Source organism: Sinomonas sp. B1-1 (assembly GCF_050474465.1).
GTDB classification, from domain to species: Bacteria; Actinomycetota; Actinomycetes; order Actinomycetales; family Micrococcaceae; genus Sinomonas; species Sinomonas flava.
The window spans coordinates 174,085-198,843 of record NZ_JBCHVF010000004.1 but is presented as its reverse complement, the minus strand read 5'-3'; the positions used below and the strand labels follow the sequence as shown (position 1 = coordinate 198,843).

At 72.4% G+C, this 24,759-nt stretch carries 23 protein-coding genes; 4 read left to right on the top strand and 19 right to left on the bottom strand.

Annotated elements, in window-relative coordinates:
* Positions 1-109: 109 nt before the first annotated feature.
* The gene (locus ACQ5BE_RS09485; RefSeq protein WP_430296804.1) at positions 110-1,276 is read right to left on the bottom strand and encodes a GAF domain-containing protein; all 1,167 of its coding nucleotides are present in this window, start codon (positions 1,274-1,276) and stop codon (positions 110-112) included.
* 84 nt (positions 1,277-1,360) lie between these two features.
* On the bottom strand, positions 1,361-2,749 hold the full coding sequence (gene dnaB / locus ACQ5BE_RS09480; protein WP_344300165.1) for a replicative DNA helicase: 1,389 nt from the start codon (positions 2,747-2,749) through the stop codon (positions 1,361-1,363).
* A 472-nt stretch (positions 2,750-3,221) separates the two neighbouring features.
* On the opposite strand from dnaB, the gene ACQ5BE_RS09475 reads away from it, so the two are divergent.
* Positions 3,222-3,956: a hypothetical protein gene (locus tag ACQ5BE_RS09475; RefSeq protein WP_430296783.1), complete on the top strand. Its 735-nt coding sequence runs from the start codon at positions 3,222-3,224 to the stop codon at positions 3,954-3,956.
* Positions 3,957-4,011: 55 nt separating this feature from the next.
* Here ACQ5BE_RS09475 and ACQ5BE_RS09470 read toward each other — a convergent pair whose 3' ends face one another.
* The 6 genes from ACQ5BE_RS09470 to rpsF all read right to left on the bottom strand — a co-directional run bounded on the left by ACQ5BE_RS09470 (position 4,012) and on the right by rpsF (position 7,904).
* Positions 4,012-5,187: a dipeptidase gene (locus tag ACQ5BE_RS09470; RefSeq protein WP_430296782.1), complete on the bottom strand. Its 1,176-nt coding sequence runs from the start codon at positions 5,185-5,187 to the stop codon at positions 4,012-4,014.
* A gap of 79 nt (positions 5,188-5,266) precedes the next feature.
* Positions 5,267-5,932: an FMN reductase gene (locus tag ACQ5BE_RS09465; protein WP_430296781.1), complete on the bottom strand. Its 666-nt coding sequence runs from the start codon at positions 5,930-5,932 to the stop codon at positions 5,267-5,269.
* 204 nt (positions 5,933-6,136) lie between these two features.
* The gene (gene rplI / locus ACQ5BE_RS09460; RefSeq protein ID WP_208710975.1) at positions 6,137-6,589 is read right to left on the bottom strand and encodes a 50S ribosomal protein L9; all 453 of its coding nucleotides are present in this window, start codon (positions 6,587-6,589) and stop codon (positions 6,137-6,139) included.
* Positions 6,590-6,607: 18 nt separating this feature from the next.
* Positions 6,608-6,847, bottom strand: coding sequence for a 30S ribosomal protein S18 (gene rpsR / locus ACQ5BE_RS09455; RefSeq protein WP_026820365.1), 240 nt, complete (start codon positions 6,845-6,847; stop codon positions 6,608-6,610).
* A gap of 75 nt (positions 6,848-6,922) precedes the next feature.
* On the bottom strand, positions 6,923-7,528 hold the full coding sequence (locus ACQ5BE_RS09450; protein ID WP_430296780.1) for a single-stranded DNA-binding protein: 606 nt from the start codon (positions 7,526-7,528) through the stop codon (positions 6,923-6,925).
* Between the two features lie 70 nt (positions 7,529-7,598).
* The gene (gene rpsF, locus ACQ5BE_RS09445) at positions 7,599-7,904 is read right to left on the bottom strand and encodes a 30S ribosomal protein S6 (RefSeq protein WP_208710977.1); all 306 of its coding nucleotides are present in this window, start codon (positions 7,902-7,904) and stop codon (positions 7,599-7,601) included.
* Between the two features lie 387 nt (positions 7,905-8,291).
* Here rpsF and ACQ5BE_RS09440 point away from each other — a divergent pair, with 387 nt between their 5' ends.
* Together ACQ5BE_RS09440 and ACQ5BE_RS09435 are read left to right on the top strand one after the other, a co-directional pair.
* The gene (locus tag ACQ5BE_RS09440) at positions 8,292-8,990 is read left to right on the top strand and encodes a hypothetical protein (RefSeq protein ID WP_430296779.1); all 699 of its coding nucleotides are present in this window, start codon (positions 8,292-8,294) and stop codon (positions 8,988-8,990) included.
* 61 nt (positions 8,991-9,051) lie between these two features.
* Positions 9,052-9,726, top strand: coding sequence for a DUF1345 domain-containing protein (locus ACQ5BE_RS09435; RefSeq protein WP_430296778.1), 675 nt, complete (start codon positions 9,052-9,054; stop codon positions 9,724-9,726).
* Between the two features lie 15 nt (positions 9,727-9,741).
* Here ACQ5BE_RS09435 and ACQ5BE_RS09430 read toward each other — a convergent pair whose 3' ends face one another.
* The 8 genes from ACQ5BE_RS09430 to ACQ5BE_RS09395 all read right to left on the bottom strand — a co-directional run bounded on the left by ACQ5BE_RS09430 (position 9,742) and on the right by ACQ5BE_RS09395 (position 18,615).
* Positions 9,742-11,040 (bottom strand): M18 family aminopeptidase, encoded by a 1,299-nt coding sequence (locus tag ACQ5BE_RS09430; RefSeq protein WP_430296777.1) that lies wholly within the window; start codon positions 11,038-11,040, stop codon positions 9,742-9,744.
* Positions 11,041-11,078: 38 nt separating this feature from the next.
* On the bottom strand, positions 11,079-11,813 hold the full coding sequence (locus ACQ5BE_RS09425) for a glutamine amidotransferase (protein WP_430296776.1): 735 nt from the start codon (positions 11,811-11,813) through the stop codon (positions 11,079-11,081).
* Between the two features lie 72 nt (positions 11,814-11,885).
* A complete protein-coding gene (locus tag ACQ5BE_RS09420) occupies positions 11,886-12,599 on the bottom strand; it encodes a response regulator (RefSeq protein WP_430296775.1) in 714 nt (237 codons plus the stop codon).
* Complete coding sequence (locus ACQ5BE_RS09415; protein ID WP_430296774.1) at positions 12,596-13,816, bottom strand: sensor histidine kinase; 1,221 nt, start codon at positions 13,814-13,816, stop codon at positions 12,596-12,598. Before ACQ5BE_RS09415 ends, ACQ5BE_RS09420 begins: the two co-directional genes overlap by 4 nt.
* Positions 13,817-13,845: 29 nt before the next feature.
* Positions 13,846-14,706 (bottom strand): ABC transporter permease, encoded by an 861-nt coding sequence (locus tag ACQ5BE_RS09410; RefSeq protein WP_430296773.1) that lies wholly within the window; start codon positions 14,704-14,706, stop codon positions 13,846-13,848.
* Positions 14,703-15,695 (bottom strand): ABC transporter ATP-binding protein, encoded by a 993-nt coding sequence (locus ACQ5BE_RS09405; protein ID WP_430296772.1) that lies wholly within the window; start codon positions 15,693-15,695, stop codon positions 14,703-14,705. The genes ACQ5BE_RS09410 and ACQ5BE_RS09405 overlap by 4 nt, the downstream gene beginning before the upstream one ends.
* Positions 15,696-15,815: 120 nt before the next feature.
* Positions 15,816-17,369, bottom strand: a complete 1,554-nt coding sequence (locus ACQ5BE_RS09400; RefSeq protein ID WP_430296771.1) for a bifunctional phosphatase PAP2/diacylglycerol kinase family protein — start codon at positions 17,367-17,369, stop codon at positions 15,816-15,818.
* 10 nt (positions 17,370-17,379) lie between these two features.
* Positions 17,380-18,615, bottom strand: coding sequence for an MFS transporter (locus ACQ5BE_RS09395; RefSeq protein WP_430296770.1), 1,236 nt, complete (start codon positions 18,613-18,615; stop codon positions 17,380-17,382).
* 157 nt (positions 18,616-18,772) lie between these two features.
* On the opposite strand from ACQ5BE_RS09395, the gene ACQ5BE_RS09390 reads away from it, so the two are divergent.
* Positions 18,773-19,006, top strand: a complete 234-nt coding sequence (locus ACQ5BE_RS09390) for a DUF3072 domain-containing protein (RefSeq protein WP_430296769.1) — start codon at positions 18,773-18,775, stop codon at positions 19,004-19,006.
* A gap of 415 nt (positions 19,007-19,421) precedes the next feature.
* Here ACQ5BE_RS09390 and ACQ5BE_RS09385 read toward each other — a convergent pair whose 3' ends face one another.
* The 3 genes from ACQ5BE_RS09385 to hrpB all read right to left on the bottom strand — a co-directional run bounded on the left by ACQ5BE_RS09385 (position 19,422) and on the right by hrpB (position 24,753).
* The gene (locus tag ACQ5BE_RS09385; RefSeq protein ID WP_430296768.1) at positions 19,422-21,404 is read right to left on the bottom strand and encodes a penicillin-binding transpeptidase domain-containing protein; all 1,983 of its coding nucleotides are present in this window, start codon (positions 21,402-21,404) and stop codon (positions 19,422-19,424) included.
* A gap of 115 nt (positions 21,405-21,519) precedes the next feature.
* A complete protein-coding gene (locus tag ACQ5BE_RS09380) occupies positions 21,520-22,041 on the bottom strand; it encodes an N-acetyltransferase family protein (protein ID WP_430296767.1) in 522 nt (173 codons plus the stop codon).
* 36 nt (positions 22,042-22,077) lie between these two features.
* On the bottom strand, positions 22,078-24,753 hold the full coding sequence (gene hrpB / locus ACQ5BE_RS09375; protein WP_430296766.1) for an ATP-dependent helicase HrpB: 2,676 nt from the start codon (positions 24,751-24,753) through the stop codon (positions 22,078-22,080).
* Positions 24,754-24,759: the final 6 nt, after the last annotated feature.

The window sequence follows — 24,759 nt, the reverse complement described above, 5'->3', positions numbered from 1 at the left end:
CGCGCATCACACCCGCGGGAGCGTTGCAGAACGTTGCAGACGCCCGCCCATCGGCCGTCGAGGAGTCACATCCCACGAGACGGGAAGCCAGGTCGCTCGCGTCGAGGGATCAGGGGCGCACGACGGCGGCCGGCACCGTCAGGCGGTAGGGCCGGCTCTCGATGAGCCCGCCGAGGCGCTTGCGCAGTCGGGAAAGCTCCGCGCGGACGGTGACCTCGGTCTGGGCACTCTCGAGCCGTGCGAGCAGCTCGCGGGTCTCGATCCCCTGTGGATGCGCGGCGAGGAGGGCCAGGAGCTCGAAATGCCGGGCGCTGACAGGGATCTCCGTGATCTCCGCACCAGCGCGGAGCACGGCGGCGGGATGGGGCGCGGCCCGGAGCTCCAGCTCAGCCGAACCGCTGGCAGCACGCAGGACCCAGCCGCCGGCGAGCGGCTCCGCCTGGACCCGGCCCAGACCGGCGACCCACGTCAGTCCCGGCGCGAGTCCCGCCGGCAGTCGGATCCGTTCGCCCACGCCGAAGCCGTCCGCTGAGGCGACCCAGCCGGCGTCGTCCACGACCACTGTCCTATCAGAGGCTGCGGGCTGGGAGCGGGCGGCCTCGAGTGCGAGGCGGCGCAGCTCGCCGTCGTGCTTCCGGCCGAGGAGGTCCGTCGCTTCCCGGGCCGCGATTGTCACGAGCGAGAGCGTGTGAGGGTGCGCGGTCCGGTAGGAGCCGCTGAGCGTCACGACGCCGAGCAGCGAACCGGTGCGGGGGTCGAGGAGCGGCGCACTCGTGCAGACCCACGGATGCTGGTCCTCGTCGCCGTGCTCCGGCCCGAAGATCTGGACGGGCCGGCGCTCCTCCATCGCTGTCCCCAGGGCGTTCACGCCGACGTCCTGCTCGCGCCACCGCGCGCCTTGGACGTAGCCGAGCTCCTCGCTCTTGCGCCGGACGGGACCGGGGCCGGTCACCCAGAGCACGTAGCCCCCGTCGTCGCTCACGACCAGCTCATTGCCGGCCTCGGCGGCCAGCGGCAGGAGCCTCTCCTGAAGCAGCGGCACGACGGCGGAGAGGTCCTCCGCGCGCTCGCGCCGCTCGAAAACCTGCTGGTCCCCCAAGGGTCGGTGCTGGGGCGGGAGGCTCCCCTGGCGCTGCCACGCTCGCGCGATCACCGGTCGCAGGAGGCCCGGGATCTCGCTGGTGGACTGCCAGGCGCGGTGGAGGCGCAGCAGCTCGCGGGCCTTGGCGGCCGGATCGTCGAAGACCGTGAGTGCAGCCTCGAGGCGCGACTGCATCACGCGCACCTCCTCGGCCGGGATCCCTGCCCCAGGCGGGGCGGTCCCACCAGAGTGGCATGGATCACGGCCGTTTGGACAGGGCTAGAACCCGCCTCCCTCGCCGCCCGAGTCCGCGGCCATGTTGGCGAAGCGCGAGTAGTGGCCCTGGAACGCCACGACGATGTCCTTGGTCGGACCATTGCGGTGCTTCGCCACGAGGATGTCCGCCTCGCCGGCGCGGGGCGACTCCTTGTTGTAGACGTCCTCGCGGTGGAGAAGGATGACCATATCGGCATCCTGCTCGATACTGCCCGATTCGCGAAGGTCAGACACCATGGGCCGCTTGTCCTGACGCTGCTCGGACCCGCGGTTGAGCTGCGACAGGGCGATCACGGGGACCTGCAGCTCCTTGGCGAGGAGCTTGAGCGCACGGGAGAACTCCGAGACCTCCTGCTGGCGGCTCTCGACCTTCTTCCCGGAGCTCATGAGCTGGAGATAGTCGAGGACCACGAGCTTGAGGTCGTGCTGCTGCTTGAGGCGGCGGCACTTCGCCCGGATCTCCATAAGCGACATGTTCGGCGAGTCGTCGATGAACAGGGGCGACTCGTTCAGCGGGCCGAGCACCGAGGCGATCTTCGACCACTGCTCGTCCCGCAGCGTGCCGCGCCGCAGGTCCTGGAGCTGGATGGATGCCTCGGCGCTCATGAGTCGCATGGCGATCTCGTTGCGACCCATCTCGAGGGAGAAGAAGACGGTGGCCATCCTGTGCTTGATGGCGGCGGAGCGCGCGAAGTCGAGCGCGAAGGTCGACTTGCCGACGGCCGGGCGCGCGGCGATGACGATCATCTGGCCCGGGTGGAGGCCGTGGGTGAGCTCATCGAGCTCGTAGAAGCCCGTCGGGACCCCGGTGATGCCGCCGCCGCGGTGGCCCGCCGCCTCGATCTCGTCCATGGCCCCCTCCATGACCTGGGAGAGCGGGACGTAGTCCTCTGCCGTGCGGCGCTCGGCCACGGCGTACACCTCGGCCTGGGCCTGGTTCACGAGGTCCTCGACCTCGCCGTCCTGCCCGTAGCCGAGCTGAACGATCTTGGTGCCTGCGCCCACGAGGCGGCGCAGGACTGCGCGCTCGGCCACGATCTCGGCGTAGTACCCGGCGTTCGCGGCCGTGGGCACGGACTGGATGAGCTCGTGCAGGTACGCGGGACCGCCAACGCGGTTGATCTCCCCGCGCTTGGTGAGCTCGTCGGAGACCGTGACGGCGTCCGCGGGCTCTCCGCGGCCGTAGAGGTCGATGATCGCCTCGTAGATCGCCTCATGGGCGGGCCGGTAGAAGTCGACCCCGCGGACCACCTCGACGACGTCGGCGATGGCGTCCTTGGAGAGCATCATGCCGCCGAGCACGGACTGCTCGGCCACGATGTCCTGCGGTGGGGTGCGGGCCGCGTCGGAGTCCCTGAAGGATGGCGCTGAATCGACGTGGGAAGCGGACACCGGCAACACCTCGGGCACTAGCTATCGTCCCGGAGACGGCGCCTGCGCGACGCCTCTCCGGAGGAATGAGGAAACGCTAACGGGACCCTCCGACACTCGTGAAGCCCACTGTCCACCCCCCTTGTGGACAACCTGTGGAACTCGCCGCTGTCGTTGTTCACAGAAGCTGTGGACAACTGTGGATATCTTCGCCGCATCCCGAATAACCCCGCTCTGACCTGCGGAAACGCGATGCACAGCATGTGGACCAAAGATTCTTTTCCACAGGGGCAATCCACAGCCCGCGACTTCGTCCCGGCGCCGATTGATGTGCTTTCGCTCATGTTGGGCGACAAATGTGATATGAGCCACATATATTCATCCCGGGGCCCGTTATGCCATGCCCACGGCGGAATATCGCCCGTTCCGCCTCGTCGGCCCCATCGTCAGCGACTACGCTGGAAGCACCCCTTCCGCCACCCGAGAAGCCCTGATGGAAAACCTGTTGCCCCCGCTCCTCATCCTCCTTGCCGTCGCGGCCGTCGTCGTCATCCTGATCCGTCTCGGCTCACGCAGAAACCGGGCTTCCCTCGACACGGCCATCGCCGGGGGCCCCGAGGCTGCGGCCGCCGCATCGGCCCGGCTCACCGAAGACGAGCATCAGGCGATCTACTCCCTCATCGCGAGAGGGCTCGCCGTCCAGGCCATCGCCGTCTACCGGCAGGCCACGGCCAGCAGCCTGATCGAGGCGCGCAACGCCGTCCTCCTCCTGGAGCGCTACCCGCAGCCCTTCCGCGGCAGGGCGGCCCGGGAAGCAACGCGGAACGCCGAGCAGGCCACGGAAGCCGCGGCGACGACGTCTGAGCCGGCAGCGCCTGCAGCCGACCACGAGCCCCCGGCACCCGCGGCACCCGAGCCGCCCGCCGACGTCGTGCCTTCCGCGGAGGCGACCGGCCGCGATCCCGAGGCCGAAGCCGAGACCAGGCCCGCCTCAGCCCGACCCGCCGCCAACGAGCCGAGGCCGCCGCGCTTCCCGTACCGCTACCGGGCGATCGTGAGCGACGGGCGCCAGACCCTCGAGGTCGCGAGCAACATGCTCAACGACGAGATCTACGGGGAGATCAAGGCCCTCGCGCAGATCGGCGACGCCGAGGACGCGGCCCAGATGCTGCGCCGGCACTCCGACATCAGCATTGATGAGGCCCGCGCGTTCGTCGCGCTGCTCTGACCTGGGCCGAAGCGCGCTGCCCTCTTCCGTCCAGGCGGCCGGGCTCGGGACCGCCCTAGACCTCGGTCTCCTCGAGCACTCGGAGGGCGTTGCCCCAGCACAGGGCATCCACGTCCTCGCGCGACCAGCCGCGCTCCCCGAGCGCGTCCAGAAGCGGCAGATAGCCGGCCACGCCGTCCATGCCCACCGGCAGGTCGACCGTGCCGTCGAAGTCGCCCCCGAGCCCGATGTGCCGCGGACCGACGAGCTCGCGCGCGTGCTCGAGGTGGCGCACGACGTCGTCGACCGTCGCCTCGGGCGTGGGGTTGCGCTCGAGCCACTGCGCGAACGACGCCGCGGCCTGCGGGTCCTCGGCAGGCGCTATGTCGTGGAAGCCCACAGGGAGGCCGAGTTCGAGGCGCTTGTCCCGCAGCGCGAGCGCGTGGGCGCGGCAGGCCTCTGAGACGAACTTGGGCACGAAAGTGACCATGAGGACGCCGCCGTTGGAGGGCAGCCGCTCGAGAACGGCATCGGGTGCGTTGCGCGGGTGGCTGCAGACCGCCCGGCAGGAGGAGTGGGAGAAGAGGACCGGCCTGCTGGTGGTGTCGAGGGCGTCCTCCATGGTGCGGGGAGACACGTGGGACAGGTCCACGATCATCCCCAGCCGGTTCATCTCGGAGACGACCTCGCGGCCGAACGGGCTGAGCCCCGTGTCCTCGCCGCGTCCCATCGCCTCCCCGGTCGCGGAGCATGCCCAGGGTGTGTCGTCGTTGTGCGTCAGCGTCATGTAGCGGACGCCCAGACAGGCGAGCATGCGCAGGACAGCGAGCGACCCCGCGATGCTGTGCCCTCCCTCGGCGCCCATGAGCGAGGCGATCCGTCCCCGCTCGGCGGCGGCGCGGACGTCCGCGGCGGTCGTGGCGAGCTCGAACGCGTCGGGGTGCGCCTCGACGATGCGGCGGACGCAGTCGATCTGCTCGAGGGTCGCCACGACCGACGCTTCCGGGCTGAGCGTCGACGGGACGAAGACGGACCAGAACTGCGCGCCGACCCCGGCGGCGCGCAGCCGCGGGATGTCCGTGTGCAGGAGCGGCTGGCCGTCGGCGAGGCCAGCGGCCTGCACGTCGTAGCCGAAGTCCTGGCGCAGCGCCCACGGAAGGTCGTTGTGCCCGTCGAAGACCGGAGCGTGGGGCTCGGGGGCGTGGGGCTCGGGGGCGGGGTGGCGCTGGGCGGGACCGGGGGCAGGCTGCATCACGTCATCGTACGTCTGGGGGTCACCTTCCGGGGGTCACCCGATGGGACCCCCAGAAGGTGACCCCGAGACGGGGTTTCTAGACCGCGCCGGTGAGATCCGCGAGAAGCTCCTCGAAGGACTTGTCTTCGGGCCGCGTCGCGACCTTGGGGAGCCGCACGGCGGCTGCAGGCGCGGCGTCCGCGCGGTCGGCGAGCTCCCGGACGAGCTCGACGGCAGCGCGCTCCACACGGGCGGACAGGCCGCCGTTGAGGGAGCGCTCCCCCTCGCCCTGGCCCCAGTCGGTGGGCGCCGCGAACACGCCCGTAGCCACGATGCGGGCCCGGAGGTAGCTGAAGAGCGGGCGCATGGCGAAGTCGATCACGAGGCTGTGGCGGGCGGAGCCGCCGGTGGCACCGAGCAGGACCGGGGTTCCCTCGAGCGCGCGCGGGTCGACGACGTCGAAGAATGACTTGAAGAGACCGCTGTAGCTCGAGCTGAAGACGGGCGTCACCGCGATGACGGCGTCAGCACGCTCGACGGCGGCGGTCGCCTCGACGAGGTTGGGCGCGGCGTAGCCGGTCACGAAGTTGTTCGCGATGTCGACGGCGAGGTCGCGCAGCTCGAAGGTCGTGACGACGGGCGTGAGCCCGGCCTCGCGCGCGGCGTTCTCCGTGGCCGCGCTCAGCTGGTCGGCGAGCAGCCGGCTGGAGGATGGGACGCCGAGTCCCGCGGAGATGACGACGATGTTCGTGGTGGCTGCCATGGTGCCTCGTTTCGCTCGGCGGACCCGGACGCCGGATCCATGCGTTTGCATCTACCTGCTCAACCGCGGAAGGGGGGGCGCTATTCCCGGACCTGTCCCGCGGGAGAGGTCAGCCGGGCCGGGACGCGCAAGGGCCCCCGTCGCACATGGCGGCGGGGGCCCTTGAAGTCCAACGTCCCGCAGGGCGGGAGCGTCGCGCGAGGACTACTTCCCGGCGACAACCTCGAGGTTGACGACAGCCGAGACCTCGTCGTGCAGGCGCACGGTGACCTCGTACTTGCCGGTGGTCTTGATGTGACCCGGGAGGAGCACGCGGCGCTTGTCGATGGCGCCGAGGCCAGCAGCCTCGACGGCGCCGGCGACAGCCTCAGGGCGGACGGTCCCGAACAGGCGACCCTCCTTGCCGGCCTTCACCTCAAGACGCACGGGCGTCTGGTTCAGGGCAGCGGCCTGGGCCTGAGCGGCCTCGAGCGACTTGTGCGCACGCGCCTCGCGGGCGGCGCGGATCTGCTCGACCTGCTTCTCGCCACCCTTGGTCCAGGTGAGCGCGAAGCCGCGCGGCAGCAGGTAGTTGCGCGCGTAGCCGTTCTTGACCTCGACGACGTCACCGGCGGTGCCGAGACCCGACACCTCGTGAGTCAGAATGAGCTTTGCCATGGTTTATTGCTTCCCTTCTCAGCCGCGGCCAGCGCCGGAGTAGGGGAGCAGGGCAACCTCGCGGGCGTTCTTGATCGCCTGGGCGATCTTGCGCTGCTCCTGCACGGACACGCCGGTCACGCGGCGCGCGCGGATCTTGCCGCGGTCCGAGATGAACTTGCGCAGCAGGGCGACGTCCTTGTAGTCGATGACAGTGATGTCAGCGGCCTTCAAGGGGTTGGACTTTGGTTTCGGCTTGCGGATTTCAGCCTTGGCCATCGTGGAGCTCCTTCAGTCTCTGGAGCCCGTGGACTTCGCCACGGGATGGTTGGTGTTTGTTGGTGGAAGGACGGATCAGAACGGGGGCTCGGAGTCGTTGCCGTTGCCCCAGCCGCCGCCGGAGTTGCTGACGCCCGGGGTCGCCCACGGGTCGTCCTGCTGCTGGCCGCCGCCGGAGCTGCCGCCCCAGCCGCCGGAGCCGCCGCCCTGGTTCTGCGAACCCTGGCCGCCGCCCCAGTTGCCGCCGGCGTTGCCGCCGCCGCCACCGAAGTTCCCGCCCTGGCCTCCGCCGAAGTTGCCGCCCTGGCCGCCGGAGCGCTGGGTTCGGTTGACCTTCGCGGAGGCGTAGCGCAGGCTCGGGCCGATCTCGTCGACCTCGAGCTCGATGACGGTGCGCTTCTCGCCTTCCTTGGTTTCGTACGAGCGGCTCTTCAGCCGGCCGCTCACGATCACGCGCATGCCCTTGGTGAGGGACTCTGCGACGTTCTCAGCGGCTTCGCGCCAGATCGACGCGCGGAGGAACAGGGTCTCCCCGTCCTTCCACTCGTTGGCCTGGCGGTCGAACGTGCGCGGGGTGGAGGCCACGGTGAAGTTGGCGACGGCCGAGCCGGACGGTGTGAACCGCAGCTCCGGGTCGTTCGTCAGATTGCCGATCACCGTGATGGTGGTCTCGCCTGCCATGCTTCCTCCTGGTTCCGTGCCTGCGTACTAGAGATTCGTCGTACTGGTGGGTGAGGGAATCACGCCAAGACTACTTGGCGGAGACCTTCTGGTCCTCGGGGCGGATGATCTTCGTGCGGAGGATCGTCTCGTTGAGCGACAGCTGGCGGTCCAGCTCCTGGGCCGTGGCCGGCTCAGCGGTGAAGTTGACGACGGCGTAGATCGCCTCGTTCTTCTTCTTGATGTCGTACGCGAGGCGACGGCGGCCCCAGATGTCCACCTTGTCGACGGTTCCACCGTCGGTGGTGATCACCGAGAGGAACTTCTCCAGCGACGGCTGGACAGTGCGCTCGTCGACCTCGGGGTCGATGAGGACCATCAGTTCGTAAGGACGCATGTGTGAACCCACCTCCTTTGGGCTAAGCGGTTGCGGTCTCTCCGCAACAGGAGGTTCATGTGCGTGTGCCCGTGCCCCCGGCCGCGGACGGCCTGACACACAGACTGCACTATCTTACCGGACGCCCCACAGTCCCACGGACGCGCATGTGGACAACCCACTGCAGGGCTCCTGTGGAGGACGATCCACCCGTGCCCGCCGCGGAGCCGGCCGTCCATCGAGGCGGCGGTCCGGGTACGCAGGTCCGGGTGCGGACGGCGATGCAGACCACGCGAATCTGCTCCGATGCGCACTCTATTCTCCGTGAACCCCTGTACCGCACACCCCTGCTTCTGAGGACCTTGAACCAGAGGCCGGAGACCGACCGGCCCGCGGTCAGGGGGACGAATGGCGGCACGCCCAGCCTTCAGGGTTCATCGGCTCGCGGCCGCGGCCGCCGCGGGGCTGCTGGCGGTCGGGGGACTCTCCTCCGCCGTCCCGGTCTCTCCGGCGTTGCCCTCCGGCACTGCGTCAGGCGCCGTCAGGGTGGACCAGCAGGAAGGCCGGCGCGGCACCGGCGTCGAGTCCGTCCTCACCGCGGCAGAGAGTCCGGACCTCCGAGCGGACCAGGAGGCCGCCGCGGCGCAGCACCAGGCAGAGGCGCAGCACCGGGCGGAGGCACAGGCGGAAGCGCAGCGCCAGGCAGAGGCGCAGCAACAGGCCGACGCCCAGCAGGCCCAGCCCGCGCCGGAGGCCCAGCCCATGCCAGCGCCGCAGCCCGCCGCGGTCTTCATCCCCGTGGTCGGGGCCGGGGGCCAGGCCGCAGTGGACGCGTGCGCGGGCCCGGTCCGCTTCACCCCGGTCACGGTGTCGGTCAGCATCGCGGAGCACGACCTCTGCGGGGGGTGGGACCGGATGGGCTGGATCCAGCCCGACACGGTTGTCTCCGTGCAGGGCTACGGCACCTTCACCGCGGTCCAGCGGATGGTCGTCCCGCAGGGGGCGAAGGAAGGCGTCCTGGGCGGCTTCCTCGGCGGGTACCCGCCGATCTTCCTGCAGACCTGCATCCCGGGGACCTCGGAGATGCTGCTCATCGCGCTCCGGTAGGACGCGAGACACGGCTGGACCGTTCATCGCCCGTCCAGCAAGAGGTGCGAAGATCGGGCGCATGAGCACTGACTCCAGCCCCGAGCTGTCCCACCGCGCACGGGTCGCCCGACTCCGCATGTGGTGGATGGCCGGCGTCGGACTCGTCGTCCTCGTCGCCACGGGCCTGCTGACGTCCTGGTGGTACGCCCCCGCGGCCGGCTGGGGCGCCGCGGCCATCCTGTACGACGTGTGGATCTGGGTGCGCATCGCTCCGATGGATCCGGATCAGACGCGTCACCACGCCCGCCAGGAGGATCCCCGCCGCAGCACGCGGGACTTTTTGATCCTGAGCGCCAACGTGGCGGCGATCATCGCCGTCGTGATCGTCATCGTCGCCGGGAACCAGGCCGACGGCGCCGCCAAGGCCGCGTTCGCGCTCCTCGCCCTCGTGGTCGTCGCCGCGTCCTGGCTCATGGTCCACACGCTCTTCACCCTCCGGTACACCGAGCTGTACTACGGCGCTTCCCCGGCGGGAGGGATCGACTTCAACCAGGACGACCCGCCCCAGTACACGGACATCGCGTACATGGCGTTCAGCCTCGGCATGACCTACCAGGTCTCGGACACGGCCATCAAGAGCCACGAGATCCGCGTCGAGGCGCTCAAGCACAGCATCCTCGCCTTCGTCTTCGCGACCCTCATCCTCGCGGCGACGATCAACCTCGTGATCGGGCTCGCCGGCCAGGGCTCCTGAACGCCGCCGCCCGCCTCAGCCGACGAAGAACCGCTCCGCCGCCTTGGACAGCCGCCACGGGTCCTGCACGCCGGCCAGTTCGCGGGCCGAGTGCATCGACAGCAGCGGGATGCCGACGTCGACCGTGCGGATCCCGAGGCGCGTAGCCGTGATCGGGCCGATCGTCGAGCCGCACGGCACGTCGTTGTTCGAGACGAACTCCTGGTACGGCACTTCCGCCTCTCCGCACACCCGCGCCCACAGCGCCGCCCCCGGCCCGTCGGTCGCATAGCGCTGGTTCGCGTTGATCTTCAGCAGCGGGCCGCCGTTGAGGAGAGGGTGGTTTGCCGGGTCGTGCCGCTCGGAATAGTTGGGGTGGACAGCGTGGCCGGCGTCCGCGGAAAGGTGCCAGGACGCGGCGAACGCACGACGGCGCTCGGTCGCCGACGCGCCGAGGCCGTCGCCGATGCGCCCCAGGACGTCCTCGAGGAAGGGCCCTGCGGCACCGGAGCGGGACGCTGAACCGACCTCCTCATGGTCGAACGCGGCGAGGACGGCGATGGGCTTCGACTCCGCTGGGCTGCGCTCAACCACCGGGTTCGCGTGCTGGTGGAGGAGGGCCGCGAGGCCGGCATGGACGGACGAGAGGTTGTCCAGGCGGCCGGACGCGAAGAAGCCGCCGTCGGCCCCGAACACCGCGGGCTCCTGCGTGTCCGCGAGGACGATGTCGTACCCGCCCACCTCGGCCGGGTCCACGCCCGCCTGCTCGGCCAGCAGCGCGAGCACGTCCGTCGTGGTGGGGTCCCCCAGCCCCCAGACGGGGTTCATGTGCTGCTGCTTGCCGAGCTTCAGCCCGTCGTTGACGGCCCGGTCGAGGTGGATCGCGAGCTGGGGGAAGCGCGCGAGGGGACCGGTCGCGACGAGGTGCTGCGCGCCGTCGTGCGTCACGAGGCGGCCGGCGAGGCGCAGCTCGCGGTCCAGCCACGAGTTCAGGAGCGGGCCGCCGTACACCTCGACGCCGGCCTGCAGCCAGCCGAGGCGGCCGGTGGTGGGCTTGGGCTTGAGCTTGAAGGTGGGCGAGTCGGTGTGGGCGCCCAGGATGCGGAAGGGCGTGGTGGGCCGGGCGCCGTCGGGCACGATCCAGGCGATGAGGGCGCCGTCGCGGACCACGGCGTAGGCGCCGGGGGCGCTCGGCCATTCCTCGGTCTCGGACAGGAGCTCGAAACCCGCCTCCGCGAGCCGCCGCGCGCCCTCCGCGGCGGCGTGGAAGCTCGACGGCGAGGCCATCACGAAACGTCCGAGGTCCTGGGCGTGGCGGTGCGCGGCGGTAGGCATGGCCCGAGTCTAGCCAGCGGCCAGCGGCTGGCCTCCCCTCACGGCCGCGCGTACCGCTGCACGAAGTTGCGCAGGATCTTCTGGGGCTCGTTCACGCGCGCTCCCCTGGCCCGCTCCTTGACGGCCTCCGCCTCCTCGGGCGGGAAGTACCCCGAATGCCGGTAGGCGTCGATGCGGCGTTCGAGGCCGGCGAGGTCGAGTTCGGGGTGGAACTGGGTCGCATAGAGGTTCCGGCGGAAGCGGAACATCTGCACCGGGCACGTGTCCGACCCGGCGAGCAGCGCGGCGTCGGGCGGCAGGCTCCGGATGGCCTCCTTGTGCCCCACGTAGGCGTCGAACGCGACATCCACGCCGGCGCAGAGCGGATCGGCAAGCCCGACGGCGGAGAGCCTCACCTTCACGGGTCCCACCGGCTCCCCGAAGCGGCGGTCGACGACGGCGCCGCGGTGCGTGCCGAGGAGCCCGACGCCGTAGCACGCGCCGAAGAACGGGAAGTCCTCGGCCACGATCTGGTCCAGGAGCACCCGGATGTCCGCCTCGACGCGCTTCTGCAGCGGCGACTTCTCCCAGACCGGATCGGATGCGGTGAACGGGCTCCCGCCGAGGATCACGCCCGAGTAGTCCTCGAGGTGGATCTCCGGCAGCGGCGCGGCCTCCGCGCGGGCGCGGTGGAGCTGCTCCGGGGCGAGGCCGCCGTAGGCGCAGAAGGCACGGTACTCGTCGTCGGCGACCTCGTCGTGGTCCCGGGAGCCGATCAGGAGGAAGGGCCTCATGGGGGCCATTGTCGCCCCGGCCGGGCCGCGCGTCACGCGGCGCAGGGAAATGACCCCTCAGCGCAGGGAGGTTCAGAAGTCCGGGTTGCTGGGGATGATGAGGCCGGTCTCGTAGCCGTAGACGACGGCCTGCACGCGGTCCCGCAGGTGCAGCTTGGTGAGGATGCGCCGCACGTGGCTCTTCACGGTGGCCTCGGAGAGGAAGAAGCGGTGCGCGATCTCGGCGTTGCTCAGGCCCTCGCAGATGGTGCGGAGGACCTCGAGCTCCCGAGGTGTGAGGTCCTTCAGCAGCGGGTCCGGGGCGGGCTGGGCCGCCGGAGGGCCAGCGCCCTGCCCGCGCACGAAGGTCTCGAGGAGCCGCTGGGTCACGCGCGGGCTCACGACGGCGTCGCCGCTCGCCACGAGGCGCACGGCGGTCACGAGCTCGGACGGGGCGACGTCCTTGAGCAGGAACGCCGACGCGCCGGCCTGCAGGCCGGCGAAGGCGTACTCGTCGAGGTCGAACGTGGTGAGGATGATGACGCGGGCGGCGCTGTGGGCCGCGGCGATCTGCCTCGTGGCCTCGATCCCGTCCATGACCGGCATGCGCACGTCCATGAGCACGACGTCGGGCGCGAGCTCCGCGGTGAGCCGCACCGCCTCGGCGCCGTCGCCCGCCTCGCCCACCACCTCGATGCCGTCCTCGGACTCCAGGACGAGGCGGAAGCCCATCCGCAGCAGCGGCTGGTCGTCCACGAGCAGCAGCCTCAGCGTCCCGTCCCCGGATCCGCCGCCAGCCTCCGTCATGCGTCCCCCTCGTTCCAGTGCAGCGTGGCCTCCACGACCCATCCTCCCCCGTCGCGCGGACCCGCGTGCAGCGTCCCGCCGTACAGCGCCGCGCGTTCCCGCATGCCCGCGATCCCGCCCCCCGTGCCGAGGCGGGCCGACCCGGCGTCCCGCGCGGCGCCGTCGTTCTCGACACGGATCCGCACGGTGCCCCCCTCCCGGGCCACCTCGACCCCCACCCGTCCGACGGCGCGCGCGTACCGCAGCGCGTTCGTCAGCGACTCCTGCACGATCCGATACACCGCGAGCTGGAACGCCGGGTCGGCCGGCAGCGGCGCACCGGTGAGGGTCAGGGCGGCGGGGAGGCCTGCAGTGCGGAAGCCCGCGACGAGCGACTGGAGGCTCTCCGTCCCAGGTGAGGGCGTGCGGCTCGCCTCCCCCGAGTCCTCGCGCAGGACCCCGAGGACCCGCCGCATGTCGGACAGGGCGGTGCGGCCGGTGCGCGACAGCTCCCCGAGGACGTCCTGCGCCCGGGCAGGGTCCTTCCCCGTCACCTTCGCAGCGCCGTCGCTGAGGGCGATCATGACCGTCAGGGAGTGCGCCACGACGTCGTGCATCTCGCGGGCGATCCGGTTGCGCTCCTGGGCCGAGGCGAGCTCGGCGTGCCGCATGGCCCAGGCGCGCACCTCAGCCTGGTGCTCGCGCGTGCCGCGGACCCAGATGCCCAGTCCCGCGGCGAGCAGGTCCATGAGGAGCACGGACACGGCCGCGACCAGGCCCACGTACCGCGCGTTGTCCGGGATCTCCGGACCGTGGGGGGTGTAGACGAATGCGTAGTACACGGACGCGGGCACCGAGGCGAGGACGGAGGCCCCGAACGCGACCGGAGCAGGGGCCACGACGGCCACGGCATAGAGTGCGAAGAAGATCGCCGCGCTCATCACCGAACTGTTCGGTGACTGGTAGAGCAGGGCAGCGTCGATCGCGACGGTGACGACGAGGACGGCCCACGGGGAGCGGCGCCGTCCGGCGAGGGCGACCTGCTGGATCCCCAGGAGGGCGAACAGCCACCAGCGCCCGTGCACGGCAAGCTCGACGAGCAGCGGCACGGCAAGGAACACCGCGGCACCCACGACAATCCAGTCCATCGTCAGCGGGTGGTCGGCGAGATACGCGCGGACGCGGCCCCGCCGTGGGGGGACCGCGAACGCTGTGGACGGCGCGGGTGGCGCGTGCACTTCCTCTCCTGGCCTGTCCGGGCTCGTTCCTAGACGTCCCGCTGCCGGAGCGTCGCGAACGCCGCCACGAGCAGCGCCACGACATAGGCGGCAAGGACCAGGGTGCCCTGCCACGGCTCGAGGTACGCCGTGTTGAGCGGGGCGGTCGAGCCTGCCTCCATCATGGCGTTTGCGGCGTTCGTCGGGAGGTACTTGCGCGCCTCCTTGAAGAAGTCGCCGGGGATGAGCTGGAAGATGATCGGGAGGACGAACAGCGCCGCGACGAGGAGCACGATCGCGCCCGCCGAATTCCGCAGGAGCGCGCCGAGGCCGAGGCCCATGAGGGCGACCGCGGCGACATACGCGGCGCTCAGGAGCATGTGCCGCTGGATGTCCCAGCTGGCCATGTCGAGGTGCAGGTCGTAGTTGCCGAGGATGGGCTGGGCGACGAGGCCGCCCAGGTATGCGCCGACGTAGGTGACGACGAATCCGAGGACGACCGCGTAGACGGCCTTCGCGCTGAGCACTGGCCAGCGCTTGGGGACCGCAGCGAAGGTGGCGCGCGACAAGCCCGACGTGAACTCAGCGCTGATCATCAGCACGGCCAGGGAGCCGATGATGAGCTGGGAGAAGGACACGCCCGCGGACGGCAGCTGCGGCACGATCGAGGCGACGTCGATCGCCTCGCGCGGCTCTGTCGCACCGCTGCGCTGCGCGGTGAGGGCCTGCCCGACGCCCCACGCCTGGAGTGCGGAGAACCCGACCATGAGCGCGACCGCGCAGAGCAGGAGGATCCGCGTGGACAGGAGCGAGAAGAGCTTGATGCGCTCCGAGGCCAGGACCCGGAAGAAGTTCGGCCCGGTGAGCGCCGGCGCACCGGCCCGGCGGGCGGGGTGGACTGCAGTGCTCATCGGTTCGCCTCCTGGTGATGGGCGCCCTGCACAGCGGCGGGCGCGGCGGGCTGCTCTGGCGAGGGGCCGGCGTCGTGCGCGTGGCTGGTCTCGGAGCGGTACTCGACGTCGTCCTTGGTCAGCTCGAGGTAGGCCTCCTCGAGGCTTGCGGTCAGAGGGGTCAGCTCGTAGACGAGGACGCCCGCGCCGAGCGCCGCCTGGGCGATCTCGCGCGGCTCGAGCCCGGAGACCTCGAGGAGTTCGCGGTCCTTGGCTTGGATGCTCACGCCCTCGCGGGCCAGGAGCGCGGCAAGCTGCTCGGGACTGTCGGTACGGACCCGGGTGCGCAGCTCCCCCCGGCCGTCGAGGATGTCCTGGATCGGGGCGTCCGCAATGATCCTGCCGCGGCCGATCACGATGAGGTGGTCCGCGGTCTGGGACATCTCGCTCATGAGATGGCTCGAGAGGAACACCGTGCGGCCCTCCGAGGCGAGGTACTTCACGAGGTTGCGGACCCACAGGACGCCCTCGGGATCGAGGCCGTTCACCGGCTCGTCGAGGATTACGACCTGGGGGTCGCCCAGCAGCGCCGCGGCGATGCCGAGGCGCTGTCCCATGCCGAGGGAGAACCCCTTGACCTTCTTGCGGGCGACGGCGCCGAGCCCGGTCATGTCGATGACCTCGTCGACGCGCGAGGTGGGGATGGCGTGGGTCGCGGCGAGGGCCCTCAGGTGGCTGTAGGCGCTCCGGCCGGGGTGGACGGCGCGGGCCTCGAGGAGCGCGCCGATCTCGCGCAGCGGCGCCCGGTGCTTCGCGTACGGCTCGCCGTTGACGGTCACGGTGCCGCGCGTCGGGGCGTCCAATCCCATGATCATGCGCATCGTCGTGGACTTGCCAGCGCCGTTGGGGCCGAGGAAGCCGGTCACGCGACCGGGGTGGACTGTGAAGGTGACGCCGTCGACGGCGGTCTTCGCGCCGTAGACCTTGGCCAGGTCTCGGGCCTGGATCATGACACTCCCCTTGGGTTCGCGGTGGACCGACACCTCCACGCTATGCCGCTCGGGGGACCGCCGCGACGCCCGGGAGGATGAACCTCTGCACCCGCGGGACGTCCGTGTCCTCCTGAAGGACTACTCCGCCTGATCCGGTCCGGCCCCCCGCGGTGAGTAGACGGTCAGTGCGCCCGGCTCGACCGTGATGGTAGCGCGGCGAACGCCGGGGATGACCTCGCCGTCGACCGCCAGAATGAGCGCGCCCTTGCGCGCGGCGACGTCGAGCGTCCCGGCTTCCCACATGTGGGTCACGGGGCTCTTCTCGGTGGTGCCCGTCGCGACCGCGCCGAGGACCCTGAGGCGGGCGAAGCGCGGACCGGCGCCGATCGCGCGGAGGTCGAGGACGCCGTCGTCCACGATGGGGCGCTCGAGCGGTGCGAGGTCGCGCGGCCAGTAGCGGCCCCTGCCGATGAAGAGGATCCAGAGCCTGTGCCGGCCGCCGTCGACCGCGAGCCGTGTGGGGGTCGAGGCCGAGAAGGTGGCGAGTGCTGCCAGCGCTGCGGCCCCCCGCTTGCCCAGGGCCGGGAAGCGGCGGAGCAGATGGTCGCGGCGGCGCACGAGGTTCGGGTACACGCCGATGCTGCCGGTGTTGAGCATGACGGCGTGGCTCACGTCCGGCTTCTCGAGCGCTCCGCGCTCCACCCGCACCCGGCCGAGGTCGCAGCGGATGGCATGGCCTGCCCCGACAGCCTCGGCGACCTCGTCGGGCTCGAGCGCGCCGACGTCCCGGGCGAAGTGGTTGAAGGTGCCGCCGGGCAGGACGACGAGGGGGAGGCGGGTCTCCGCGCAGACCCCGGCGATGGCTCCGACCGTGCCGTCGCCGCCCCACACTCCGAGGGCCTGCACTCCCGGACGCGCCGCCAGAGCGCGGCCGGCCTCGACCGCATCCTCGTCCTCCCGCAGCTCGTGGACCTCGGCGCGGGGGAACAGGGTCGCCAGGCTCGAGCGGACGCTCTCCTCCGTGCTGCCGCTGAGCGGGTTCACCACGATCACGAGGCCCTCACCGCCCTCGAGGGCGGGTGCCGGCGCCGGCGTCGAGCTGGGCTCCGGCGCGGCCTCCTGGCGGGGCCACCATGTCCGGGTCGCGAAGGCAGCCCCGGCGCCGAGCGCCGAGCCGAGGACGACGTCGCTCGGCCAGTGGGCGCCCGTGTGCACGCGCGAGTATGCGACGCCGGCCGCGAGCGGGGCGAGCGCGGCGCCGAGGGTTGGGCTCACCATACCGACGCCGGCGGCGAACGCGACGGCCGACGCCGAGTGGCCGCTCGGGAGGGAGGAGCTGGTCGGCTGCGGGTGGAGGAACCTGTGGGCCGGGAGGCTCTCGGGGTGGGGGCGCGTGCGCGGCAGGAGACGCTTCGCGATCAGGTTCACGCCCGCGGAGGCGACCGCGACCGCGAGCAGACCGTGCGCGGCGGCACGCCGCGGCGGTCCCTTCCTGGTCGAGAGGCCCGCCGCGATGGCGATCCACAGCACGGAGCGGGTGGCGGCGCGGGTGAGCCAGGAGAAGGCCCCGTCCCACGGGCCGGCGGGCATTGCGGCAACCGCGCGGACGATCCTTCGGTCCATGCCCGCCACGACGTGGAACGGTATGCCGGGCGGCCGCAGCCGGCGGACGCTGAGGCGGGAGGGGCTCATGGGGAGAACCCTACTGCGCAGTCTCCTCGGCCGTCACGGTCTCCTTCCGTGTCACGCCCGCCAGGAGCAGGGCGACCGCGATGGGCACGAGGATCGCGAGGAGTGCGGGGCGCAGGCCGACATGGTCGCCGAGAAGGCCGAGGAAGGGGGGCCCGGCGAGGAACGCGACGTACCCGACCGTTGAGACGACCGAGACGCGCGCTGCGGCCTTGCGGGGGTTGTCCGCCGCAGCGGACATGCCCATCGGGAAGGTCAGGGCGGCGCCGATCCCCCAGAGGACCGCCCCGACGGCCGCAATCCAATAGGTGCCGGCAAGGGAATATGCCACGAGGCCAATGAATGCGGAGACCATGCTGATGCGCAGCGCGCTCACGCGCCCGATCCTGTCGATGACCGGACCCCCGAACCAGCGGGCGAGGGTCATGGCGCCGACGAATGCGGCGAACAGCCCGGCGCCCGCGGCCTCGCTGGCCCCGAGGCCGTCCACTGCACCCTTGGAGATCCAGTCGTTGCCTGCCCCCTCGGTCAGCGTCGCCCCGAGCACGACGACGCCGATCAGCACCGTGCGCGCATCCCGCCACGCTTCGAGCGCGCCCCCCTTGCCGGCGGCTGCCGCCTCCCCGGGCGCGCCGGCGGCGCCACCGGTGTGGCCGGCGTCGTGCGTGTGCGGCAGGAAGTGGCGCGGGGCGACTGCCATGACGAGCACGACAGCCAGGATGATCCCGAAGAGGTGCAGCGGCAGGTCCACGCCCGCCGCGCTGAGCCCGGCGCCGACGACCGCGCCGAGGAACGCGCCGCCGCTGAAGGCCGCGTGGAACTGCGGCATGATGGTCCGGCCGAGGCGGTGCTCGACATCGGCGCCGGCGAGGTTCTGGGCCACGTCCCAGAATCCGATTCCAGCCCCGAAGACTGCCAGGCCCGCAGCCACGGCGACGGGCGAGCGGATCAGGAGGCCGACGGCGATGACGGCGCCGCCGGTGATCGCGAGGCCGCCGCCGAAGCGCACCGTCCGCCTGAGGCCGATCCGGTCGGCGACCGTCCCCGTGAGCGGAAGGGCGATGAGGGAGCCGATTGCACCGACGAAGAGCAGGAGTCCCATCTCGCCGGTCGTGATCCCGAGGGTCGAGGTGACCGAGGGGATGCGCGCTGCCCACGACGCGAAGATGAAGCCGTTGGTCGCGAAGACTGTGAAGGTCGCGAGGGCAGCCGCGCGGAGGGCTGCGGGACTGGCGGTGCGGGAGCTCATGAGGTGAGTGCCTCGATGCCGTGGTCGGTGGGAGATGCGGTCTCGTGGGTGTGGACCCGTGGTCGGTCACGAGGATATCCGCCCCCACGCCCAGGGCGGTGAGCGGCCGCCGGACACGCCCGGTTTGGGCCGCAGCCGCGCTGGGCAGGGCCAGTCCATGGATCACAAGGAGACGATCGGCAGCCCGGAACCGGAGCCGCGCGGCGGTCTGGACAGGGACCCCGAAGACTGGGTGACCGGGGACGAGCCGATGACCGCCGCCCAGCGCAGCTATCTCGACACCCTCGCACGCGAGGCAGGCGAGGAGCTTCCCGCCGACCTGAGCAAGGCCGAGGCATCCGAGCACATCGACAGGCTGCAGAAGAGGAGCGGCCGGCTCTCCGAAGGCTGAGAGGCCCGGCTACTGCTGGCGTCCCCCGCGGAGCTCGTGTGAAGGGTCTTAGCCGCCCCAGACGTCACCAGCCATAAGGCGCACAGTCTCGGCGCGCGCCTGGTCCTCGCTGAGCCCCGCCGAGAGCAGCCAGTCGAGCAATTCGTTGCTTCGCTGAGACGAGCGGAGGTCAACTGCCGGCGGCTGCGGGACGGGGTCCTCGCGGAAGGCCAGGGCGGGAAAGCGTGGGCTGCGGCCCCGCCCGTCATTCCGGGGCCGCTTCGTTTCGGGATACATGGGATTCCGCCTGCCTGACGAGGGGCCGGCCGGCGGGAAGACCCAACAGGCCACGTGGGGCTCCCTCTGCTTGGGAGCTGCCCCTACCTCTATGATCGCCCCGTCCAGCCCGGTTTGACCCGCCGGGCGCCGGCGGCGTCTACCCGGCCTGCGTGAGGAACCGGTCGAGCAGCGGGCCGGATATGGTCGCTCCCAGCCCTCCCTCCTCGACGAAGACCGCGACGGCGAGGTCGCCGTGGGTGCCGATGATCCAGGCATGGGTCTTCGGCGGCGTGTCGGTGCCGAACTCCGCCGTGCCGGTCTTGGCCCCGACCGGTCCGCCGGGCACATCCGCGAGGAAGCCGGCGTGCCCGCTCGTCACCACAGCGCGCATGAGGTCCTGGAGGACAGCCGCCTCCGCGGCGGTGACTGGGGGCCCGGCCGGCGCGGACGACGCCGCGGGGCTGGCCGAGGCACTCGGCGACCCGGCCGGCGTCGTGCTCGGGGGGGCGCTGCCAGAGGGCGTAGACCCGCCGAGGACGAGCTGCGCCGAGACGGGCGCGCCCTTCACGACCGAGCCGGCCATGACCGCGGCGGCGAGCGGGGAGAACAGGATCCTGCCCTGCCCGATCATCGAGGCGGCGTGCTCGGTCCCGGCGGCGTCCCCGGGCACGGACCCGAGGAAGGCGGCGGCGCCGAGCCTGGGGGCGTCCACGGCCACGCCGAGCGACGTCGCCGCTGACTCGAGCTGCGCCTGCGAGACCTTGTCCCGCTGCGCGATGAAGGCCGTGTTGCAGGAGTGCGCGTACGCGTCCCGCAGCGTCACGTCCCCGAGGGACGAGGCCGGGTAGCCGGGGGCGTTGGAGAACGTCCGGCCGTCCACGGTGAGGGTCGGGGTGCACTGCACGCGGGTCTCGGCGGTCGCCCCCTGCCGGATGAGGGCGAGCGAGTCGACCGTCTTGAAGATCGACCCGGGCGCGTACTGCCCGAGCATCGCCGTGTTGTACCCGTTGCTGCCGGGCCCGGAGGCCGCGGCGAGCACGGCGCCGTCGGAGGGCCGCAGGGCCACGATCGCCGACGCCGGGCCGACCCCGGCCAGCGTGTCCTCGGCGAGCTGCTGGAGCCTGAGGTCCAGCGTGGTCGTGAGTGGGGTGCCCGGCACGGGCGCGGACTCGAAGAGCGTGCGGCGGGCGCCCGGCGTCGTGCGGAGCTTCTCGGGGGTGAGGTCAGCGGGCTGGGCGTAGACGGCGAGGCCGTCCTTCCCGCGCAGCTGCGAGTCGTACTGCGCCTGCAGGCCGGCGACTCCGGTGGTGTCGCCGGCCTGGAGCGCGCCGTTGGAGGTCTGGACCTGCTCGGCGGTGGCAGGGCCGACGGTGCCGAGCACGGGTCGGGCGAAGGTGCGCGTCGGGGCGAGCGGCATCGTGTCCTTGACGGTGATCGCCCCGGGGACGGCGGCGATCTCCAGGTCAGTGGGGGTGCGCCCCGCCTCGTCGCGGAGCACGATGGCCTCCACGAACGCCTTCTCCCCTGCGGCGGCGACCTGCTTCGCGTACTCGGCCGGATCCACCTTGAGGAGGGCGGCGAGCTTGGCTGCGGCGTCGGCCTGGCCCTCGGCGGGGACCTTCGCCTTGTCGATCCCCACCCGCAGGACCGGGCGGGCGGTGACGAGGGCAGTTCCGCCAGCGCCGAGGATGTCCGCGCGCGGCGGGGCGGTGGTTGCAAGCGTGAGGACCTCGGCCTCGCCGAGCTGGGGCGCGAGCAGGTCCGGCTTCCACTGCGTGAGCCACCGGTCCCCCTCCCGGGCGAGCTGCGCCGTCGTCTGGTAGGACCACTCCTGCCCGGCAAGCTTCCACGAGTAGTCGAGCACAACGTTGGCCTTGTCGCCGTCGAGCTTCGGATCGCCGGCGGTGACCGTCGGCTTGGCCTCGCCGAGCCCCTTCACCGTCGACTCGACCTTCTCCTGGGCCGCCGCGGGGTCCGTCCCCTTCAGGGGAGCGTGCGAGACGTCGAGCGCGGAGAGCGCCGCCGCGAGCTCTCCCGCGGCCTGCTTGGCACCGGTCTGGCGGCCGTCATCGCACGAGGTGAGGACCGCGCCCGTCAGCGCGGCGGCGAGGACGAGAGCGGCCACACGGAAATTCCCCATGGCCACAGCCTAGGGTGCCCGGCTCGGCGGCTCTGCGTCACAAACTGCACAACTCGCGGCCGCATCGACGTGGTTCAACGGCGTCGCTGCTGCGAGTTGTGCAGTTTCGCACGCGTCACAGCCGCAGCTCGAGCAGCACCGTGTCCCGCCAGGTGCCCGCGAGTGGGCCGTGCGCCATGAGCGCGATGCGTTCGCGGCGGCCGACCTCCCGGAAGCCGAACTTGCGGTGCAGGGCGAGGCTCGGCAGGTTCTCGGGGAACACGGTGGCCTGGACGGTCCAGATCCCCCGGTTCCGGGAGGCGTCGAGGAGCGCTCCCATGAGCAGGGTCCCCACGCCGCGGCCCCCCGCGGCGGGGTCCACGTAGAGCGAGTGCTCGACCACGCCGCGGTACACCTCGCGCGCGGACACCCGGGCGGCACCCGTCCAGCCGAGGACGTCCGCCGTGTGGCCGTCCGTGGAGCCTTCGGCGACGAGCACGAACTCCTTGGTCGCCGCAAAGGCCTCCCACGTGGCGGGCGGTGCCGACTCGAACGTGGCGTCGCCGGCCTCGATCCCCGCCGCGTAGATGTCGCGGATGCGGGGCCAGTCGTCGGCGGTGGCGGGCCGAGTGCGGGCCGGCATGGGGGGCGCGTCCATGGGCCCGATCGTACGCCGAGCCTGAACCCGCACCCGCTACATGCGGCGCGTGGTCCTGGCCGTCGCGATGGCCGTCCACGGGTCCTCGGGCCACGGGTGCTTGGGGTACCGCCCGCGCATCTCGGCCCGCACCTGCGCGTACGGCCCCGACCAGAACGATGCGAGGTCCCCGGTCACGGCGAGCGGCCGCCCGGCCGGGGAGAGCAGGTGGAACAGCACCGGCACGCGCCCGTCGACGAGCCGCGGCGTCTCGGCCCACCCGAAGCACTCCTGGAGCTTGACCGCGACGACCGGTTGGGGGCCAGAGCGGGCCGCTCCGTCGTCACCCGCGTCGGCAGCCTCCGGGTACTCGATCCGCACGCGCGAACCGCTGGGCACCTCGAGCCGCTCGGGTGCGAGCTCGTCGAGGCGCGCAGCCTCCGGCCAGGGCAGGAGCCGGCGCAGGGGCTCTGCGAGGTCGATCCCCCGCACGCTCGCCCCGCCGGCCAGCGAGTCGAGCTCCGGGGCGAGCCAGTCCTCCAGCCGGGCCAGCAGGGCGGGCTCGGACACGTCGGGCCAGGGGTCGCCGAGCTCGCGGCGCACGAGTGCGAGCCGGCGGCGCAGCGCGGCAGCACCGCCGGACCAGCCGATCGCCCCGAGCCCCTGGGCCTCCAGCGCGCGGGCGACCGCCGCGTGCCCCTCCTCGCGCCCAGGCCGCACTGGTGTGGAGGCGAGCTGGATCGCGCCGAGCCGCCGCTCGCGTCGTGCCACGACGCGGCCGTTCTCGAACCGCGCCTCGACCCTGTCGGTGAGCAGGTGCGCGGCGGCGAGCTCTGCGGCCTCCTGGGTGATCGGGGCGGCCGCACGCACGACGGCGCCCGTCCCCGCCGCATCCCGGCCCGCCGCCCGCGCGGCGTCGGCCACGGCGAGCCACTCGTGCCCCGCGAGGGGGCTGCCGGCGGGAAGGCCTGCGCGCGTGCCGGACGCGAGCAGGTACTGCTCGCGGTCACCCTGCACACGCCGGGCCACGAAGCCCGGGAATGCCAGCGCGACGACCACGCCGGCCTTCTCGGCGTCGGTCGCCGCCGCCACTGCCGGGCCGGCGTCGCCCCCGGGGCCAGCGTCACCGCCGGGGCCGGCGAGGCGCTCGAAGCGCCGCACCTCGTGCGCCCAGGCACGGGCCTGCGGGTCGCGGCCCGAGCGCAGCGCGGCGAGGAGCCGGCCGAGGTCGGACCCCGGCGGCCGCAGGTCGCGGGCCACCATCGCGATCGCCTCTGCCGCCATCCGCGCGCCCACGAGCGGAGCCCCCTCGAGCAGTGCCCGGCCGAGGCGCGGGTCAGCCGGGATGAGCGCCAGCGTGCGTCCGAACCCCGTCGCGTGGCCGGAATCGTCCACGGCCCCGATGGCCGACAGCACCGCCACGGCGTCGGCCAGTGCCGCGCCGGGGGGCGCGTCCGGGAGTGCGAGTCCCTGCCCCCCGGGCGCTCCCCAGCACGCGAGGACGAGGGCGGCCTCCGTCAGGTCCGCCGAGGCGATCTCCGGCGTCGAATGGGCTGGCGCTGCGGCGAAGGCCCGCTGGTCGTAGCAGCGCACCACCCACCCTGGCCCTTGGCGCGCGGCGCGTCCCGCCCGCTGCTCGGCCGAGGCCCGCGAGCACGAGACGGTCACGAGCCCCGACATCCCGCGGGATGCGTCGCGCCGGGGCTCCCGGGCCAGTCCCGAGTCGACAACGAGCCGCACCCCCGGCACCGTGAGCGAGGACTCGGCCAGCGCCGTCGAGACCACGATGCGGGGCCCGTCCCCCGGGCCTCGGCCCGACACCGCCCGGTCCTGCTCCGCCGGAGGGGCCTGCCCGTGCAGCTCGAGGACATCGGTCCCCCGCACGCGCGATCTCAGCCGGTCCGCCACGTGCCGCACCTCCCGGGCGCCGGGGACGAATACGAGCGCGTCCACGTCCCGCCCTGCCGCGCGCGCCGCGGCGTGCTCTGCGCCCGCCGTGTCGGCGACGTGGTCGAGGAACGCGCGCGTCACCCCCCGCTCGTCCAGCCGCGGAGCGGTCGACGGCGCCCACCCCACCTCGAGCGGGTGCAGCGCCGAGGGGCAGTCGACGACGGGGGCCGGGCGGCCGGCGTCGTCCGCGAGGAGCGCGGCGAACCGCGGGGCGTCGACGGTCGCGGACATCGCCACGAGGGTGAGGTCGCCGCGCAGCTGACGGACCTCGGCGAGCATCCCGACGAGGAGGTCGGTCTCGAGCCCGCGCTCGTGGACCTCGTCCAGCACCACGGCGGCCACGCCGTCGAGCCCGGGATCGGCGAGGAGCCGGCGCAGCAGGACCCCAGGGGTCACGAACTCGACCAGGGCCGAACCGCCGGCCTTCCGCTCACCGCGCACCGTGTAGCCGGAGCGGTCCCCCACGCGGCTTCCGTCCAGCGCCGCGAGCCGGTGGGCGGCCGCCCGGACGGCGACCCGGCGTGGCTGGGTGACGACGACGCGCGGCGGTGCCCCGTCGTCGTGCGCCGTGGGCGTGGGCCGGTCCGGGGCCCGCAGCCCGAGGTTCGCCACGAGCGGCGGGACGAGCGTCGTCTTCCCGGTCCCCGGGGGTGCCTGGACCACGGCAGCCACGCCCGTGTCCCGGGTGAGTACCGCCTCGAGCTCCCCGAGCGAGCCCGCGAACGGCAGGGTGGCACCGATGCGGGCGAGGTCGAAGGGCTTCGGGGCCGCCGGAGATGTCACCGCTCC